The 1926-nt window shown below is 60.8% G+C and carries 2 protein-coding genes; both read right to left on the reverse strand.

Features of this window, described 5'->3' with window-relative positions; translation table 11 throughout:
* The coding region (gene infB, locus ACQKQA_RS30230) for a translation initiation factor IF-2 (protein ID WP_427564790.1) at positions 1–1714 on the reverse strand (1714 nt) is incomplete at its 3' end.
* 26 nt (positions 1715–1740) lie between these two features.
* Positions 1741–1926: helix-hairpin-helix domain-containing protein (locus ACQKQA_RS30235; RefSeq protein ID WP_427564791.1), on the reverse strand; the 186-nt coding region annotated here is incomplete at its 5' end.

Below are 1926 nucleotides of genomic sequence, written 5' to 3' on the forward strand. Positions count from 1 at the left end.
TGATCAGGGCTTCGCTGATCAGCGTGTGGGTATAGGTCGGGTTGTATTCCAGGGCCTCGGCGCTGGCCGGGAACAGCGGATCGAACAGTTGCAGGGTACCGTCCTGAACCAGCACGGTCGCCACCGGGCCGCGGCCCTTGTCGAGACGCGATTCAACCACGACACCACGGCCAGGAGCCGAAGGCGTGGCGGTCAGTTCGAGAACTTCGGCCTGCAGCAGTACGGCTTCGAGCAATTCGTCGACACCGGTACCCATCTTCGCGGAAACCGGAACGAATGGAGTGTCGCCACCCCAGTCCTCGGAAGTCACGCCGTGAACCGACAGTTCGCTACGGATGCGATCGAGGTCGGCACCCGGCTTGTCGATCTTGTTCACCGCGACCACCAGAGGTACGCCAGCTGCCTGGGCGTGCTGAACGGCTTCAACGGTCTGCGGCATCACGCCGTCGTCCGCTGCAACCACCAGGATCACGATGTCGGTCGCCTTGGCACCACGAGCACGCATGGCGGTAAACGCGGCGTGACCCGGGGTATCGAGGAAGGTGACCATGCCGCGCTCGGTTTCAACGTGGTACGCACCGATGTGCTGGGTAATGCCGCCAGCTTCGCCAGCCGCCACCTTGGCACGACGGATGTAGTCGAGCAGCGAGGTCTTACCGTGGTCAACGTGACCCATTACGGTCACTACTGGCGCACGAGGAACCGCTTCACCTTCGAACTTCAGGGACTCGGCCAGGGAATCTTCCAGGGCGGTGTCGCTGATCAGGGTCACTTTGTGGCCCAGTTCTTCGGCAACCAGCTGGGCAGTTTCCTGGTCCAGTACCTGGTTGATGGTGGCCGGGGTGCCCAGCTTGAACATGAACTTGATGATTTCGGCAGCTTTGACCGACATCTGCTGGGCGAGATCGCCAACAGTGATGGTTTCACCGATCTTCACTTCACGCACGACAGGACCGGTCGGGCTCTGGAAGCCATGAGCGTTACGCTTCTTCAGCTTGGCCTTGCCGCGACCACCACGACGGAAGCCATCGCTTTCTTCGTCGGTAGTACGTGGGGCAACGCGCGGCGCCGGAGCCTTTTCCTTGACGGAAGCGCGATGCGGAGCATTTTTACGCTCGCCATCGCCACCACGACGGTTGTCGTCGTTACGGCTCTTGTCCGGGCGACGCTGATCGTCCTTCTTGCGCACTTCAGCGACTGGCGCTGGAGCGGCAACAGGTTCGTCGTCAATGATCGGCGCGGCAACCACTGCCGGGGCAGGGGCAGCAACGGCTTCGACGACAGCAGGTTGCACAGCAGCAGGCTGGCGACGCGCTTCTTCTTCGGCGCGACGCTTGGCTTCTTCTTCAGCCTTCTGGCGTGCAGCATTTTCTACTGCGCGACGTTCTTCCAGCTCACGTTGGCGCTCGGCTTCGATTTCTTCCGGGCTGCGTTGTACGAAGACTTTCTTCTTGCGCACTTCAACACTGATGCTTTTGCTGCCGGCAACACGCAGGGTGCTGGTGGTTTTGCGCTGCAAAGTGATCTTGCGCGGTTCTTCCACTTTCGCCTTGTGGCTGCTTTTCAAGTGGGTCAGCAACGACTGCTTCTCACTGTCGCTCACATGTTCCTCGGCGGCGGTGTGCGGCAGACCTGCCTCACGCATCTGCTGCAGCAGGCGCTCTACCGGTGTTTTGACCTCATCGGCCAGTTGTTTCACCGTGACTTGCGTCATGCACTTCTCTCCTCAGGCCGCGCCTATTACTCGAACCAATGGGCTCGGGCGGCCATGATCAACTTGCCGGCACGATCATCGTCAATGCCGTCGATGTCGAGCAGGTCGTCAATAGACTGCTCGGCCAGGTCTTCGCGGGTAATTACGCCGCGCACCGCCAGTTCCGCCGCCAAATCCTTGTCCATACCCTCAATCAGCCAGCACCTGGTGGT

The organism is Pseudomonas sp. NPDC089530 (assembly GCF_050280705.1).
Classification (GTDB): domain Bacteria; phylum Pseudomonadota; class Gammaproteobacteria; order Pseudomonadales; family Pseudomonadaceae; genus Aquipseudomonas.